Annotated in this window: 10 protein-coding genes; 4 read left to right on the top strand and 6 right to left on the bottom strand. The window is 59.5% G+C overall.

Translation table 11 applies throughout. The features are described from left to right. Positions 1-5 precede the first annotated feature (5 nt). From ACMG4N_RS14585 to ACMG4N_RS14575, 3 genes are all read right to left on the bottom strand, one after another. Complete coding sequence (locus ACMG4N_RS14585; RefSeq protein ID WP_335626484.1) at positions 6-716, bottom strand: hypothetical protein; 711 nt, start codon at positions 714-716, stop codon at positions 6-8. A gap of 340 nt (positions 717-1,056) precedes the next feature. Then, the gene (locus tag ACMG4N_RS14580) at positions 1,057-2,490 is read right to left on the bottom strand and encodes an aldehyde dehydrogenase family protein (protein WP_414432180.1); all 1,434 of its coding nucleotides are present in this window, start codon (positions 2,488-2,490) and stop codon (positions 1,057-1,059) included. A 117-nt stretch (positions 2,491-2,607) separates the two neighbouring features. Then, on the bottom strand, positions 2,608-4,248 hold the full coding sequence (locus tag ACMG4N_RS14575) for an acetolactate synthase large subunit (RefSeq protein WP_297768244.1): 1,641 nt from the start codon (positions 4,246-4,248) through the stop codon (positions 2,608-2,610). 293 nt (positions 4,249-4,541) lie between these two features. Between ACMG4N_RS14575 and ACMG4N_RS14570 the strand changes: the two genes are divergently transcribed. Further along, a complete protein-coding gene (locus ACMG4N_RS14570) occupies positions 4,542-6,251 on the top strand; it encodes an amidohydrolase (RefSeq protein WP_414432179.1) in 1,710 nt (569 codons plus the stop codon). Between the two features lie 50 nt (positions 6,252-6,301). Here ACMG4N_RS14570 and ACMG4N_RS14565 read toward each other — a convergent pair whose 3' ends face one another. From ACMG4N_RS14565 to ACMG4N_RS14555, 3 genes are all read right to left on the bottom strand, one after another. After that, positions 6,302-6,514 carry a hypothetical protein gene (locus ACMG4N_RS14565; RefSeq protein ID WP_035248960.1) on the bottom strand — a complete coding sequence of 71 codons (213 nt, stop codon included), beginning with the start codon at positions 6,512-6,514 and terminating at the stop codon, positions 6,302-6,304. A gap of 302 nt (positions 6,515-6,816) precedes the next feature. Beyond that, complete coding sequence (locus ACMG4N_RS14560; RefSeq protein WP_414432177.1) at positions 6,817-8,106, bottom strand: ribonucleotide-diphosphate reductase subunit beta; 1,290 nt, start codon at positions 8,104-8,106, stop codon at positions 6,817-6,819. 135 nt (positions 8,107-8,241) lie between these two features. Then, positions 8,242-11,124, bottom strand: coding sequence for a ribonucleoside-diphosphate reductase subunit alpha (locus ACMG4N_RS14555; RefSeq protein ID WP_414432176.1), 2,883 nt, complete (start codon positions 11,122-11,124; stop codon positions 8,242-8,244). Between the two features lie 646 nt (positions 11,125-11,770). Between ACMG4N_RS14555 and ACMG4N_RS14550 the strand changes: the two genes are divergently transcribed. The 3 genes from ACMG4N_RS14550 to glpK all read left to right on the top strand — a co-directional run bounded on the left by ACMG4N_RS14550 (position 11,771) and on the right by glpK (position 15,857). Continuing rightward, a complete protein-coding gene (locus ACMG4N_RS14550) occupies positions 11,771-12,493 on the top strand; it encodes a response regulator (protein WP_062816885.1) in 723 nt (240 codons plus the stop codon). 35 nt (positions 12,494-12,528) lie between these two features. Next, positions 12,529-14,145 (top strand): ATP-binding protein, encoded by a 1,617-nt coding sequence (locus ACMG4N_RS14545; protein ID WP_414432173.1) that lies wholly within the window; start codon positions 12,529-12,531, stop codon positions 14,143-14,145. 221 nt (positions 14,146-14,366) lie between these two features. After that, complete coding sequence (glpK, locus tag ACMG4N_RS14540; protein ID WP_414432172.1) at positions 14,367-15,857, top strand: glycerol kinase GlpK; 1,491 nt, start codon at positions 14,367-14,369, stop codon at positions 15,855-15,857. Positions 15,858-16,019 lie beyond the last annotated feature (162 nt).

The following is a 16,019-nucleotide window of genomic DNA, read 5'->3' as shown; positions in this document are numbered from 1 at the left end:
ACTCCTCAGAATTCTACTGTGGCAGTCAGAACGTCCGTATAGTTACCCGCTACGACGGTGTTGCCGGTTTGATCCCCGGGAATGCTGCCGATAGAGGTATAGAGGCCAGTGAAGAGATTGACCAGCCCAAGCACATCCTGGCTGACCACGGTTTCCGTGAAGCTCAGCTCGTAGTTGACCTGGTTGGTCGTGGCGACCGCACCGCCACCCACACCATCCATGATGCTGGTCACGATCGGGCCCTGTGAACCTGCGGTAGTGGTGGTGGTGAAGTTGACTGACCCGCCTGTCACTCTCGGGCCTTCCAGGGTAACGCTGACTGGTGAAGTGGTGCAGGCCACGTAAACCCCGGGTATCGTCAAGGCTTGCGCTGTCAGGGGATCCAGAATGGCGGCAAGGGCAGTGTTGAGCACGCCGATGGGGGTGTTCAGCGTCAGCGTATCATCATTGCCTGCCCCGCCATCTGCGCCAGCATTGGGATGCGCATCGTTACCGGTAATGGCATTGCCGGTAGCGGTATTAGCGGTGATCACGTTGTTCACACCTCCTGACGGGATCGGCGCGGACAGCACACCAAAGTCAGTACCAATAGCTGCCACGTCACAGGCATCTGCCAGGGTCACGATATTGGTCATGGTGTTGGTGACGGCCGTAGCATTCATGGAAGCGGCTACCAGAATGGAGCCAACGCCGGCTAACTGGATATGTTTTTTCATCACAACAAGCTCCTTGCCTGGAGGTTTCCCTGCGCACATGGTGGTCGGCACGATCACAAGTGGTCGTTAATCTGCCGCTACTTTCCGATTGCGCAATACACGAAAAATAGTGAACTACTTCACAAATAGCATAAGTCTATTGATGTACAGAAAAATAGTTAAAGATTGTGTTTTTCGTATGAATGGCGTTCGCCTGACGTTTGCCGCGTGCGCTGATGGAGGGTTGAAGCAGGGTAGAGGGGGCGCGGTTAACTAGCCTGTTCGGGTCGGTATCATAAAAACGGGCCCGCCATCTTGCGATGACGAGCCCGTGCTCCCTGGTCCTGAGGGAGGTAACCGATCAGGGCTGCGGTGTGCGAATCACCAGCAGCCGTTCTTCTGTCATGTCATTGATGGCCCAGCGGATGCCTTCGCGGCCCAGGCCGGAGTCCTTCACGCCGCCGTAAGGCATGTTGTCTACTCGCCAGCTGGGTACGTCGCCAATCACCACGCCACCCACTTCCAGCTCGTCCCAGGCTTTCTGGGCCTTGTACAGGTCGCGGGTGAAGATGCCGGCCTGCAGGCCGAACTTGGATTCGTTGACGGTGTTCAGGGCGTCGTCGAAATCACTGAAGCGGCTGATCACTGCCACCGGGCCGAAGGCTTCCTCTTCGACGATGTTGGTGCCCTTGGGGGCATTTTCCAGCAGGGTAGCCTGCAGCATGGCGCCGTCGCGCTTGCCGCCCACCAGCAGGGTGGCGCCGGCATCCACCGCTTCATTGATCCAGTTTTCCAGGCGGGTGGCTTCGCCTTCGGAAATCACCGGACCGATAAAGGTGTCTTCGTCTTTCGGGTCACCCATTTTCAGGGAGGCGGTTTTTTCCACCAGTTTGGCTTTCAATTCGTCGTAGATGGCGTCGTGGATCAGGATGCGCTGCACGCCGATGCAGCTCTGGCCAGACTGGTAGAAGGCGCCGAAGACGATACGTTCCATGGCATCGTTCAGGTCTGCATCTTCATCGACGATCACGGCGGCATTGCCGCCCAGCTCCAGGATCACCGGTTTCTTGCCAGCGCGGGCTTTCAGGTCCCAGCCCACGTCCGGGCTGCCGGTAAAGCTGAGCAGTTTGAAGCGCTCGTCGGTGGTGAACAGGTCGGCGCCTTCGCGATGACAGGGCAAAATAGAAAACGCGCCCTTGGGCAGATCGGTCTCCGCCAACACTTCACCGATGATGATGGCGCCGATGGGCGTGCGGCTGGCCGGCTTGAGCACAAAGGGGCAGCCGGCGGCGATGGCCGGGGCGACTTTGTGAGCCGCCAGGTTCAACGGAAAGTTGAACGGGGAAATAAACGAGCAAGGGCCGATGGGTACGCGCTTGACCATGCCCCGGTAGCCCTTGGCACGGGCGGAGATTTCCAGGTTGGGCATTTCGCCATCGATGCGCACGGCTTCTTCGGCGGCCACCCGGAAGGTGTCGATCAGGCGGCCCACTTCGCCGCGGGCATCCTTGATGGGTTTGCCCGCTTCAATACACAGGGCCAGGGCCAGCTCTTCGTAGCGTTCTTCAAAACGTTTCACGCAGTGGTAGAGGATCGCCTGGCGCTCGTAGGGAGCCAGTTTTGCCATGGCGTCAGCGGCTTTGTCGGCGGCGTCGATGGCTTTATCAATAGTGGCCGCATCGGCCATGGCCACTCGCGTGGCGACTTCACCGCTGTACTTGTCGGTGACATCCAGATCCTGGTTGGCGAAGACCGCTTCGTTGGCCAGGTAGTAGGGGTAGGCGTCTTTTAGCATGTCGGTTCCTTAATGGTGTTGCAGGCCACTACCATTCGCGATGCAAGCATCGCTTCCCACGGGGTGCTGGTGTTTGTGGGAAGTCATGCTTGCATGACGAAGCCAGTGGCACCTCGATCACAACTTGCTGCTTAATTCGCGGATTTCCTGATTGAGAATGCGGCTGTTGTCGCGGTAATCCACCATGCAGTCGATCACATGCACGCCGCCGGTCTGGTAGCACTCTTCCACCAGGGGCCCCAGGCCGGCGGTGGATTCCACTCGGTGGCCATAAGCGCCGTAGGAGCGGGCGTAGTCGACGAAATCCGGGTTGCCGAAATCCAGACCAAAGTCCTGGAAATCCATGTCGTTCTGTTTCCACTTGATCATGCCGTAGCCATCATCGCGCAGAATCAGTACCACCAGATCCAGCCTCAGGCGTACGGCGGTTTCCAGTTCCTGGCTGTTCATCATGAAGCCGCCGTCACCGACGATGGCCATGACGCGGCGGTCCGGGTTCACCATCTTGGCGGCCATGCCGGAGGGCAGGCCTGCGCCCATGGTGGCCAGGGCATTGTCCAGCAGCACGGTATTGGGTTTGGTGGCCGGGTAGTTACGGGCAAACCAGATTTTGTACATGCCGTTATCCAGGGTGAGGATGCCATCCTCGGGCATGATCTTGCGGATCTCGTCCACCAGCCGCTGGGGGCGGATCGGGAAGCTGTCGTCTACGATGCCTTCGCGGATGTGTTTCTGCAGCGCATCACGAATGCGGTGGAAGTCAGAAAAGCTCCAGTGCTCCTGGGGATCGAGACGTTCCTTGAGCTGCCACAGGCTGTTGGCGATGTCGCCCACCACTTCGATCTGCGGGAAGTACACCGGGTCTACCTGGGCGGAGTTGAAGTTGATGTGAACCACTTCGGCGCCACCGGGGCGCATGAAGAAAGGCGGCTTTTCTACCACATCGTGGCCCACGTTGATGATCAGGTCGGCCTGGTCGATGGCACGGTGTACAAAGTCGCCGTCGGACAGCGCGGTGTTGCCCAGGAAGTGCGGGCCGGTTTCGTCGACCACACCTTTACCCATCTGGGTGGTGATCACCGGAATGCCCAGTTTTTCCACGAACTGGCGCAGCATCTTGCTGGTCAGCTTGCGGTTGGCGCCGGCGCCGGCCAGCAGCAGTGGCTTGCGGGCGCCCTGGATGGCTTCGATGGCCTTGCAGATGGCCTTGTCTTCGGCAATCGGGCGGCGGGTTGAGCTGGGCTCGGTGACCGGCATGGTGGAGTGTTCGCGGGCAATATCTTCCGGCAGCTCCAGGTGAGTGGCGCCGGGTCGCTCTTCCTGGGCCAGGCGGAAGGCCTCGCGGATGCGGGTGGGGATGCTGTCGCCGCTGACCACCTGTTTGGTGAACTTGGTGAGCGGGCGCATCATGTCCACCACATCGATAATCTGGAACTGGCCCTGCTTGCTGGTCTTGATCGGCTTCTGGCCGGTGATCATGACCATGGGCATGGCGCCCAGCTGGGCATAGGCAGCGGCGGTCACGAAGTTGGTGGCGCCGGGGCCCAGGGTGGACATGCAGACACCGGCCTTGCCGGTGAGTCGACCATAGGTGGACGCCATGAAACCGGCGGCCTGCTCATGGCGGGTAATCACCAGTTTGATTTTCGAGCCGCGCAGGGACTCCAGCAGGTCCAGGTTTTCTTCCCCTGGGATGGCGAAGACGTGTTCAACCCCTTCGGCTTCCAGGGCGCGAACGAACAAATCTGATGCTTTCATGGTGCGTTGTCTCCAGTTGATCCCGCTATCGGTTTTGTCTGTCAGCGGGAGTCCACGATGCGTGGCTGTCAAAATTCACCGCGGTTAATGCAAGGATGGTGCCGCATTTTCCTCATGCTGGTGCAGGAAAGTTGCTTTAAGTTGGTGCGCCACCTGCACGACGGGCTTCACTATAGCGCGCCGGGGCCGGGAACAGGTATGGGGTAATCTGATCTGTTTCATTAACAAATGTGATATTCCCGCTTGAGGCCGCAGGCGGGTCACGGCAGAGTCTGCGCAAAGGAGCGATCACTATGAAAAAAATCTGGTTTATCGGGGCCGTATCGCTACTGGCGTTGCTGGCAGCGGGGGTAGCGGGTGTGCATCGCTGGTTCAATCCGCCACCGCCACCGGTGCAGCTGTTTACCAACGGTACCATCATGACCATGGACCCGGGCAATCCTCAGGTGGATGCCATGCTGGTCAAGCGCGGCGAGATCGTGGCGCTGGGTGACAGCGATGCCCTGCGTGATCAGGTGAGTCGCGATGTGCGGGTGGTGGATCTGCAGGGTGGGGTGTTGATGCCCGGCTTTATCGAGGCCCACGGCCATTTCCCCGGAGAGGGACTGTCGGCGGTGGCAGTGGATGCCAACAGTCCGCCAATTGGCGACCTGGACAGTATTGCCACCTTGCTGGAGCGGTTGCGCACCCTGGCCCAGCGACGCCCGGACGGGACGCTGATGGCCTTCGGGTTCGACGACACCACCGTTAGCGACCAGCGTTATCCCACCCGGGCGGAACTGGATACCGTCAGCGACAGTCGACCGATCATGGTGATGCACATCTCCGGCCATCTGGGGGTGGTAAACACGGCGGCCCTGAAGGCCATGTCCATCACTGAGAACGTGCAGGATCCGCCCGGTGGCTATTATGGCCGCGACAGTGAAGGCCGTCTCAACGGCTTGCTGGCAGAGACCGCGTTCAACCCGGTGCGTGCCAACCTGTTGAAGCTGTCGGCCATGGATGGCTACCGGGTCATGCGCCGGGCCTCACGGTTGTACCTGTCACGGGGGATTACCTTTGCCCAGAACGGCCTGGCCGATACCACCACCATCAAGGCGTTGGTGCCGGCGTTGCGGTTCGGACTGATCCCGCTGCGGCTCAGTGTCTGGCCGGATGCGGCCGCCGAGCAGGCACGGCAGGACGGCCAGTGGACCCTGCCGGAGGGTGAGCGAGTTCATCTGGGGTCGGTGAAGCTGGTCAGTGATGGTTCTTTGCAGGGCTATACCGGTTTTCTCAACGATCCTTATTTTTCCGTGCCCGAGGATCACCCGCCGGAATATCTGGGTTTCCCCAACCAGTCGCCGCAGCAGCTCTCCGAGCAGGTGGTGCAGTTCCATTGTGCCGGCCGGCAGACCGCGATCCATGCCAATGGTGATGCGGCCATCAGCATGAGCCTGGATGCGGTGGCGGCGGCCCGCCAGCAGTGCCCGGACGTGACCGTGCAACCGGTACTGATCCATGCCCAGATGGCCACCGGCGAACAACTGACGCGAATGCAGGCGCTGGACGTAATTCCCTCTTTCTTCAACAACCATGTGTACTACTGGGGCGATCGTCACCGGGATATTTTCCTGGGGCCTGAGCGGGCAGCACGCATCAGCCCACTGGCGGAAGCGGCGGATGCGGGGCTGCGCTTTACCCTGCATGCGGATTCACCGGTAGTGCCGTTCCAGCCATTGCAACTGGTATGGAATGCCACCCAGCGTCGCACGGCATCCGGCGCCATGCTGGGGCCGGAGCAGGCGATTGCGGTGGAGCGGGCCCTGCAGGCGGTGACCGTAGACGCCGCCAGTCAGCTGGGCGTGGCAGATCGGGTCGGGCAATTGCGTCTCGGCATGCGCGCGGATCTGGTCTGGCTGGATCGCGATCCGCGAGAATTTATCGGTGACTGGCCGTCTATCCAGGTGCGAGGGACCTGGGTGGATGGGGTACGCCGTTATCCGGAAAGGATCGCGGAGTAGGTGAGAGTGGGGCCATCGGTGCGGCCCCTGTCACTTCACACTGAGAGGAACTAGTGCCAGGTGCCTTCCAGGTTCTCGCACTGCTCCAGAAATTCCTCGGCGCTCATTTCAACCGTGTACGGGTCAAGGTGTGAGGCCACCTGTTCCTTTAGCTGCCCGACTACTTTGGACATGACTGTCAGGGTTTCTTCTACCTGCTCAATCGTTTCCAACAGGTCTTCGGCTTCTTGCTGGTAATCATCTCTGTCGTCGTAATCGCTCATGCGAAGCCTCCTGCAGTTAAGGTGAGCCAGTTTGTTGTGCCTTGTCCAAGCTCCACTCCATGTTGCCAACGATGCCGGCACAAAACAAACGGGAAATACCCGGTGTTGGTGAATGTTTCGCCACTCGGGACAGGTGGTCGCAGTTTCTGTCTCAGCGTGTCGATGGTTGATTGCCGCACAGAGAGCAGGAAATACCCGGATTAAAATGGCAGGCCAGATTCACGTTTGGGCTGTTTTCTCTGTGATCTTCTGTGCTGGAAGGCCAAAAAAAAGGGCGCCGAAGCGCCCTTGGTGTACCACGATCACTCCCAGGAGAGCGCGCCGCCCACCTGGTATTCGGTCACCCGCGTTTCGAAGAAGTTTTTCTCCTTGCGCAGGTCCATGATTTCGCTCATCCACGGGAAGGGATTGTTCACGCCCTTGAACTGCTCCGGCAGGCCCAGCTGGACCAGACGGCGGTTGGCGATGAACTGCAGGTACTCTTCCATCATGGCGGCGTTCATGCCGAGCACGCCGCGGGGCATGGTGTCGCGGGCATATTGAATTTCCAGCTCGGTGCCTTCCAGGATCATCTGGGTGGCCTTGTCGCGCATCTGGGAATCCCACAGGTGCGGGTTTTCCAGTTTGATCTGGTTGATTACGTCGACACCGAAGTTCACGTGCATGGATTCGTCACGCAGGATGTACTGGAACTGCTCTGCCACACCGGTCATCTTGTTGCGGCGGCCCATGGACAGGATCTGGGTGAAGCCGCAGTAGAAGAAGATGCCTTCCAGTACGCAGTAGAATGCGATCAGGTTTTCCAGCAGCGCCTTGTCGGTTTCCACGGTGCCGGTGGTGAACTCCGGGTCGGACAGGTCGCGGGTGTACTGGATGCCCCATTGCGCTTTCTTCGCTACCGAGGGAATCTCCTGGTACATGTTGAAGATTTCGCCTTCATCCATGCCCAGTGACTCGATGCAGTATTGATAGGCGTGGGTGTGGATCGCCTCTTCAAAGGACTGACGCAGGATGTACTGGCGGCATTCCGGGTTGGTGATCAGCCGGTAGATGGCCAGCACCAGGTTGTTGGCGACCAGGGAATCGGCGGTGGAGAAGAAACCCAGGTTGCGCTTGACGATACGACGCTCGTCGTCGGTGAGGCCGTCGGTTTTCTTCCACAGCGCCAGGTCGGCGTTCATGTTCACTTCCTGGGGCATCCAGTGGTTGGCGCAGCCATCCAGGTATTTCTGCCAGGCCCAGTCGTACTTGAACGGTACCAGCTGGTTCAAGTCGGCGCGGCAGTTGATCATGCGCTTGTCGTCGACTTCCACGCGGCCGGCGGTGCCTTCCAGCTCGGCAACGCCTTCGCTGGCATCCATTTGCGACACAGTGGCGCGGGCGCGAGCTACGGCGTCGGTGGTGTCTCGTTCGGTTCGTCCTTGTCGCTGTTCGTCGGCTCCGCCTGTAATCGGCGTACTTCCCGCTCCCGGTGCTTTAGCTTCAGGTGCCGCTTGGTCAGATACCGTCTCAGGTTGCGGCGGCGTTGCGGGGCTTGGCTGCGGTTTGGCGACAGGCGTCTCTTGCGCATTAAATTCGTCCCAGTTCAGCATGTGCTCTCTCCATATTCTTTCAGGGATGACGCCGTGGCGTCATCGATGGTGCATTGTTTTAAGTGGCCTGGGGCCGGAAGCTGGACGCCTGACGCTTAAAAAATGCTAAGCATCGAGCGTCCGGCAGCTGGCACCTTACTGACAAGCCTCGCAATCCGGGTCATCAATGGAGCAGGCCTGCGGTACGTCAGCAGCCTGGTTGAATTCGGCAGGGGCCTGCGGGGCGGCGGAGACCCGGTTGAGCTTGCCGTCATTGATGGTGGATTTTTCTGTTTGAGTTGCCCCGATGGCGCGCAGGTAATAGGTGGTTTTCAAACCCAGCAACCAGGCCATCTTGTAAGTCACGTCCAGCTTCTTGCCGTTGGCTTCGGCAATGTACAGGTTCAGGGACTGCGCCTGATCGATCCACTTCTGGCGACGGCTTGCTGCTTCCACTAGCCAGCGCGGTTCCACTTCAAAGGCGGTGCGGAACTGCTCTTTCAGGTCGGCCGGGATCCGCTCGATGGGCTGTGCAGAACCATCGTAGTATTTCAGGTCGTTGACCATTACGTTGTCCCACAGGCCGCGATCTTTCAGTGCCTTCACCAGGTAGGGATTGACCACGGTGAACTCGCCGGACAGGTTCGATTTCACATACAGGTTCTGGTATGTGGGCTCAATGGACTGTGAAACCCCGGTGATGTTGGCGATGGTGGCGGTGGGGGCGATGGCCATGACGTTGGAGTTGCGCATGCCTTTCTTTGCCATCTCGCGCACGTTGTTCCAATCCAGGGTCTGGCTGCGATCCACCTTGCAGTATTCCTCGCCACGCTGCTTGACCAGGATGTCGATGGAGTCGATAGGCAGTACACCCTGGCTCCACAGGGACCCTTCAAAGGTCTGGTAGGCGCCACGCTCTTCGGCCAGTTTGGCGGAGGCCTGGATGGCGTAGTAGCTCACCGCTTCCATGGAGTTGTCGGCGAATTTCACCGCGCCTTCGGAGGCGTAGCTGATGCCCTGCTTATACAGCGCGTCCTGGAAGCCCATGATGCCCAGCCCGACCGGACGGTGCTTCATGTTGGAACGTTCTGCCTGGGGCACGCTGTAGTAGTTGATGTCGATCACGTTATCGAGCATGCGCACGGCGGTGTTGATGGTGCCTTGCAGCTTCTCGATATCCAGGCCGTTTTCGTCCACGTGCTGGGCCAGGTTCACGGAACCCAGGTTACACACGGCGATTTCTTCCTGGTTGGTGTTCAGGGTGATCTCGGTGCACAGGTTGGAGGAGTGCACCACGCCCACGTGCTGCTGCGGGCTACGCAGGTTGCACGGATCCTTGAAGGTGAACCAGGGGTGGCCTGTTTCAAACAGCATGGAGAGCATCTTGCGCCACAGGTTGATGGCGGGGACGCGCTTGAACAGCTTCATTTCGCCGCTGCGGGTTTTCGCTTCGTATTCCAGGTACGCCTTCTCGAACGCTTCGCCGTACAGATCGTGCAGGTCCGGGGCGTCGTTGGGGCTGAACAGGGTCCACTCTTCTTCGTTGATCACGCGCTTCATGAACAGATCGGGAATCCAGTTAGCGCTGTTCATGTCGTGGGTGCGACGGCGGTCGTCACCGGTGTTCTTGCGCAGCTCCAGGAATTCTTCGATATCCATGTGCCAGGTTTCCAGGTAGGCACAGACGGCGCCTTTGCGCTTGCCACCCTGGTTAACGGCCACGGCGGTATCGTTGACCACTTTCAGGAACGGTACCACGCCCTGGGAGCGACCATTGGTGCCCTTGATATAGGCGCCCAGTGCACGTACCGGGGTCCAGTCGTTACCCAGGCCGCCGGCAAACTTGGACAGCATGGCGTTGTCCTGAATGGCGCCATAAATGCCGTGCAGGTCGTCGGGCACGGTGGTCAGGTAGCAGCTGGACAGCTGCGGGCGCAGGGTGCCGGCGTTGAACAGGGTCGGCGTGGAGCTCATGTAGTCGAAGCTGGACAGCAAGTTGTAGAACTCGATGGCGCGGGCTTCGCGGTTGTCTTCTTCCACGGCCAGGCCCATGGCCACACGCATGAAGAAGCACTGGGGCAGCTCGATGCGGGTGTCGTTGTGGTGGATGAAGTAACGGTCGTACAGGGTCTGCAGGCCCAGGTAGGAGAACTGCAGGTCGCGGTTGCCATCCAGAGCGGCGCCCAGCTTGTCCAGGTCAAACTCGGCCAGTTGCGGAGACAGCAGTTCCAGCTCAATGCCTTTGCCGATGTAGGCTTTCAGCGCTTCACCGTAAAGGGCGTTCATTTCATCGTGGCTGGCGCGCTCGGCGACATTCAGAAACTGCAGGGCTTCGGCGCGGATCTTGTCCATCAGCAGGCGTGCAGTGACCTGGGAGTAGTTGGGCTCCACTTCGATCATGGTGCGGGCAGTGATCACCATGGAGGTGTTCACGTCATGGATGGACACACCGTCGTACAGGTTCTTCACCGTTTCGGTGATGATCTTGTCGGCGTTTACGTCTTCCAGGCCGGAGCAGGCCGCGCGAATCAGGTGCTCCAGGCGTGCCATGTCCAGCGGTGCCTTGCTGCCGTCTTCCATGGTGACGCTCATGTCCACCTGATGGGTGGGCTCGGGCAGGTCGTGGCTTTGTTCGGCGCGCTTGGCGGCCTGGCGCTCACGATACAGCACGTAATCACGGGCCACTTTCTGTTCGCCGTTACGCATCAGGGCCAGTTCTACCTGGTCCTGAATTTCCTCAATGTGGATGGTGCCACCGGAGGGCATGCGACGCTTGAAGGTGGCGCTGACCTGCTCGGTGAGGCGCGCCACGGTTTCATGGATACGTGAGGAGGCGGCTGCGGTGCCGCCCTCTACCGCCAGAAACGCCTTGCTGATGGCCACGGTGATCTTGTCGTCATCGTAGCCGACCACTTTGCCATTGCGCTTGATAACGCGAAGCTGGCCCGGGGCGGTGCTGGCAATGGACTGGTCCTGGCCGCTGTCGTCGCCTGCCGGGGAGCCGGCGTGGTTGGGGTTTTGGCTCATATCCGTCTGCATGGTGCGCTCTCCGTTGTTTGTGCTGTTCTGTCTGTTGTCGGATTTGTGTGGTGGTGCCGGCGTGGTCTGGTGCCGCGTATGGCAACACCACGCAAAACGCCACAGCCGTCAGGCTATGGCGCAGTAAAATCTGTGTTGGATGGTGCCTGGTGGTCTAATTTGGATGTGGACCACTATATCTTGTGTCTTGTCCATGACGCTGATCTTGCCCCTGGTAGCCCGAAAAGCTCTAAATGGCTGATGTGACTCTATTTTTCGGTACGCTGGATGGTGTTATCCTGGGGTGGCAGCGATTTTACAAAAACCCAATATGTTGGGGTCGCCGCCTGACTTCAGTACAAGTTATAGTTGCGTCCGCGGATTTGCAAGCACTTCGCCTGGGGAAATTTTGTGGATAAGTTGTGGACCATTGTGGGTGCATTTAGCGCGCGCTTTTCCGGGGCAGGCCAGTACTAGATATTGTGTTTGTCAACTGTAAAAACTCTGCCGTGAAGCGGCTTCAGTGTACCTTTGGTATCAGCAAGGTTGCCGTGGACAGTGTCTATGCGTATAAACACCTGATAGGGATACGTTTGTTACAGTTTGCCGCCTTGTGCACTGTGTACGACGACAATAATGATACGAAGTGAAAAAGGATAAGGACGGGATGACAACGGTGCAGGATAACCCGCCAGCAATCATGATCGTGGAAGACGACGAACGACTTGCCGATCTTACCTGTGAATATCTGCAAACCAATGGTCTCAATGTGACGGTTGTCAGCGATGGCGAAGAAGCCATTCGTCGCATTCGTGCCGAGCAACCGGATCTGGTGGTACTGGATTTGATGTTGCCCGGGGCCGACGGCTTGACCGTCTGCCGCGAGGTTCGCAGCGCCTACAAGAATCCCATTCTCATGCTCACCGCCCGCACCGATGATATGGATCAGGTACTGGGCCTGGAGATGGGGGCCGATGATTATGTGGCCAAACCGGTAAAACCCCGGGTGCTGCTGGCACGCATTCGTGCCCTGCTGCGCCGGGTGGAAACCGATAGCGAACGTGACAGCTCACCGGCGCGCCTGGAATTTGGCGCCCTGGTGATCGATAACTCTGCCCGGGAAGTAACCCTGGCCGGGGAATCGGTGGACCTGACCAGTGCCGAGTACGATCTGCTCTGGCTGCTGGCGTCCAATGCAGGCACGGTGCTGTCTCGGGAAACCATCTTCGAGAAGCTGCGTGGCATTCAATATGACGGCCAGGATCGTTCTATTGATGTGCGCATTTCCCGTATCCGCCCCAAGGTAGGGGATGACCCGGAAAACCCCAAGCGTATCAAGACGGTGCGATCCAAGGGCTATCTGTTCGTCAAGGAAATCGGCGCGGCCTGAGCGTTTCTGTGCCGTGGCGTGATGCTGGGTGACGCTTGAATAGTATTTTCCTGAGGCTCTACGGAGGCTTGTTGCTGGCGCTGTGTTTTATCGGCGCCATCACCTATGCCGCCGTACAGCTGGTTAACAGCTATCGCTCGGATATCTACCGGGAAGAAATGGCGCGGGGGACCTTCTACCTGATGGCGGAAGGGTTCCAGCGCTATGAACCCGGTGAGCGCGATCGCTGGAGCCAGGTGCTCAGCAAGCTGTTCAGTGCGGATATCCAGTTGCAGTCAGCCGCCGATCTGGAGTTGGGCTACCGGGAAACCCTGCAGCTGGAAGACGGCCTGGTGGTCATGCGCCTCAATGATGAAAAAGGGTATGCCGATATCCTTTTTCAGCTTCCCGGTGAGCCCGAGTACATCACTACCCGCATGACCAAGGTCTCCGAGCAGCAGGCCCGGGCCACTGCGGTGCTGGTGCTCAACCACCTTTCCCATTTCCCCGAAGACGAATGGGAGCAGGCCCTGGGGCGGCTCCAACAGCACTTCGGTTACCCTCTCAGTCTGGTGTCCCGGGACGATGTGCCCCTGGATCCGGAGCAGGAACAGCGCCTCAACCGCCGCGAAGTGGTTATCGGTCTGGATGACAGTACTCGTAGCGACTCCAGCATCCGTATTTATGCGCCGGTGGCGCAGACCGGCAAATTGCTGGTGATTGGCCCGCTCAGTCTTTTCGATCAGTTTCCCATGGAGTTGCTACTGGTAGCGGGGGCTCTCAGCCTGCTGGCGGTGGCGCTGGCGACCTACCTGCAAGTGAGCCCGCTGCAACGCCGGCTCAAGCAGCTTGACCAGGCGGTAAGTCAGCTGGGCAGTGGTGATCTGGGTGCTTATGCAAACATTGAAGGTAATGATGCCATCGGCCAGGTGGCGGCCACCTTTAACGGTATGACCGCGCACATCCGTCGCCTGATCGAATCCCAGCGGGAAATGACCCGGGCGGTGAGCCATGAACTGCGTACCCCGGTGGCGCGGTTGCGTTTTGGTTTGGAGATGCTGGCGGATATCGAGTCGGCGGAATTGCGCCGGGAAAAGCTCAATGCCCTGGATCATGACATCGAGCAGCTGGATAAGTTGATCGACGAAATCCTCACCTATGCCCGTCTGGAGCAGGGTACCCCCAATATCGAATTCAAGCCGGTGCTGCTGGGAGAGCTGTGCGAACAGTTACGCGAAGAGCTGGAAACCATTCGCGGCGACACCGTGATCACAGTGGACTGTGATCAGCCGGCCCTGGAAGTGGAGGCGGAAGAGCGCTACCTGCATCGGGTGCTGCAGAACCTGGTTACCAATGCTCTGCGCTACGCCGGCTCACAGATCGTCATGGTGGTTGGTGGCGACGAGGACCAGGTTGTTATCCATGTGGATGATAATGGCCCGGGCATCCCTGAGCATGAGCGTGAGCGGGTATTCAAACCCTTCGCCCGGCTGGACAAGAGCCGCCACCGCGCCAGCGGGGGCTATGGCCTTGGCCTGTCCATCGTCAAACGGATTGTCGACTGGCATGGTGGAGACATCCGCGTGGACGAGAGCCCCATGGGCGGGGCCCGGTTTACCGTCATTCTGCCGCGCAGCCAGCAGGGCCAGCATGTGCTGGGCCGGGTGAATTGAGCTACGAGCTACGCTCGTTGGATGGCATCGTAGGGTGGATTACGCCTTCGGCTAATCCACCCTACGTTCAGCGGCTCCTCAATCGCCGATAAGGTCTATTCGGTTGTCCGATATCGTTCAATCTGTCATCCGGCCTTCATGTAAAATACGTTGCCCGACACATCCCCGGGGATCGTCTGTCTGATCCAGCCACCAATACTGATAACAGGGTTAGCCGAGCCATGTCTTACATCCTTTCCATTGACCAGGGCACCACCAGTTCCCGCGCCATTGTGTTCGACGGCAGTGGGCGGGCCTGCGGTCAGGCGCAGAAAGAGTTCCGCCAGCATTTTCCCCATGACGGCTGGGTGGAACACGATGCCATGGAGATCTGGAACGATACCCTGGCGCTGTGTCAGCAGGCCCTGCGCAATGCCCATTTGGAAGCCCAGCAGCTGGCGGCCATTGGCATCACCAACCAGCGGGAAACCACCGTGCTGTGGGATCGCAAGACCGGTGACCCACTGGCCAAAGCCATCGTCTGGCAGGACCGGCGAACTGCCGGGCTCTGCAAGAGTCTGCGTGAGGGTGGCCACGAGGACATGGTGCGCAACAAGACCGGCTTGCTGCTGGATCCCTATTTTTCCGCCACCAAACTGGCCTGGCTGCTGGATAATGTCCCCGGCGCCCGGCCGCGCGCCGAGGCGGGTGAGCTGGCGTTCGGCACCATCGATTGCTGGCTGCTCTGGCAACTGACCCGTGGCAAGGTGCATGCCACCGACGCCACCAATGCCTCGCGCACCTTGTTGTTCAATATCCATGAACAGGCCTGGGATACGGCACTGCTGGAGCTCTTTGATATTCCTGCGGCGGTATTGCCGGAGGTGCGTGACAGCGCCGGGGAATTCGGGTCCACCTGTCCCGAGCTGTTGGGCGCCGCGGTCCCTGTGGCCGGCATTGCCGGGGACCAGCAGGCGGCGCTGGTAGGGCAGGCCTGTTTCCAGCCGGGTATGGTGAAAAGCACCTATGGCACTGGCTGCTTCATGGTGATGAATACCGGTGAGGCAGTGCAATCCCATAATCGCCTGCTCACCACGGTGGGTTACCGGCTTAATGGCAAAACCACCTATGCCCTGGAGGGCTCCATCTTCGTGGCCGGTGCGGCCATTCAGTGGCTGCGCGACGGCCTCAATCTGATCCGTGATGCCAGCGAAACCGAAGCACTGGCACGCCGCGCCGGTTCCGCTGGGGGCGTCTATCTGGTGCCGGCCTTTACCGGACTCGGTGCTCCCTGGTGGGACCCCCACGCCCGGGGTGCCTTATTGGGATTGACCCGCGATACCGGGATTGCCGAAGTGGTAACGGCGGGACTGGAAGCAGTGTGCTACCAGTCCCGGGACTTGCTGGATGCCATGGCAGCGGACTGCGGTGCCCGGCCGACTACCTTGCGGGTGGATGGCGGCATGGTGGTCAATAACTGGCTGAGCCAGACCCTGGCGGATGTGCTGGGTGTTTGCGTGGACCGGCCCATGGTCACCGAAACCACGGCGCTGGGTGCGGCCTATCTGGCGGGGCTGGGGGTGGGTCTGTACGACTCTCTGGATGCGGTGGCCGAACAGTGGCGCTGCGAGCGGGAATTTACGCCGCTACTGGAAGAAGGCGAGCGCCAGCGGCGCTACCAGGGATGGCGTGAGGCGGTGGCACGGGTCTGCCAGAGCCCGGCGAGTGAATAGGCTTTGAGGTAAGTGCCCGAAAAATCAGGGACTTTTGTGCCACTTTTTTCATTGGCATGGCGATGGACGGTCCGGTTTCAGGGATGAAAACTGTGACGCGGTAGACATTTAGGGTTAGAGTTCACCCAACAATAATACTAAATTGCTACCAACGGGTGCGAC

Source organism: Alcanivorax sp. IL2, assembly GCF_047495475.1.
Lineage (GTDB): Bacteria > Pseudomonadota > Gammaproteobacteria > Pseudomonadales > Alcanivoracaceae > Alcanivorax.
The sequence above is the reverse complement of the archived record's forward strand: the minus strand, read 5'-3'. Positions and strand labels throughout refer to the sequence as shown.